The organism is Gordonia sp. i37 (assembly GCF_002043085.1).
GTDB classification, from domain to species: domain Bacteria; phylum Actinomycetota; class Actinomycetes; order Mycobacteriales; family Mycobacteriaceae; genus Gordonia; species Gordonia polyisoprenivorans.
Window position 1 is genome coordinate 1 of sequence record NZ_MVPX01000571.1, and the last position, 663, is coordinate 663.

Below are 663 nucleotides of genomic sequence, written 5' to 3' on the forward strand. Positions count from 1 at the left end.
CTCCCACGATCGGACGTGATGAGAACAAGTGTACGAAGGGGTACCGACAAAACCGGTCCGACGATCGCGCGGCTCGGGAAATCTGTGGACAACTTTTTCGGGCGATTCGACTGGGCGCTCTATTGCGTCGACTGGGCGTTAAACTTCGTCGACCGGGCGCTCGATTACGTCGGGTGGGTAGTGGATGTGGTTGCGATACTTGTCATCTCACCAGGGACGTTCCTATAACGTGTCAAGGGGTGTGGGAGGCGTTTTTTGTGGTGTGGTCGAGGTCTTTGAGATCGGCTTTGAGGGCGTAGAACAGTTCGCGGGCGACGAGGCGTTTCATGGCGCGGATGATGTCTTTATCGGCCATTCCCTGGGCGCGTCGTTTTTCTCGGTAGGTGAGTGCTTTCTCGTGTTTACGTAGCCGGCCGATGACCACGAGGTGGACCGCGGAGTTGGCGTGGCGGTCCCCACCGCGGTGCAGCCGCATCCGGCTGGTCTTCCCCGAGGACGCGGGGATCGGCGCGATCCCGGCCAGCCGCGCGAACTGCGCGTCGCTACGGATACGGTCCGGGCATTGCCCGACGGTCACCAACAACTGTGCGGCGATCATCGGACCGACCTGGGGGCGGGCCCGCAACCGCGGCGCGGCCCGGCGGGTCAGCGTGTTGAGTTGGG

At 62.7% G+C, this 663-nt stretch carries 1 protein-coding gene; it reads right to left on the minus strand.

Annotated elements, in window-relative coordinates:
• Positions 1-232: 232 nt before the first annotated feature.
• The coding region (locus tag B1964_RS27935; protein WP_139765916.1) for a transposase at positions 233-663 on the minus strand (431 nt) is incomplete at its 5' end.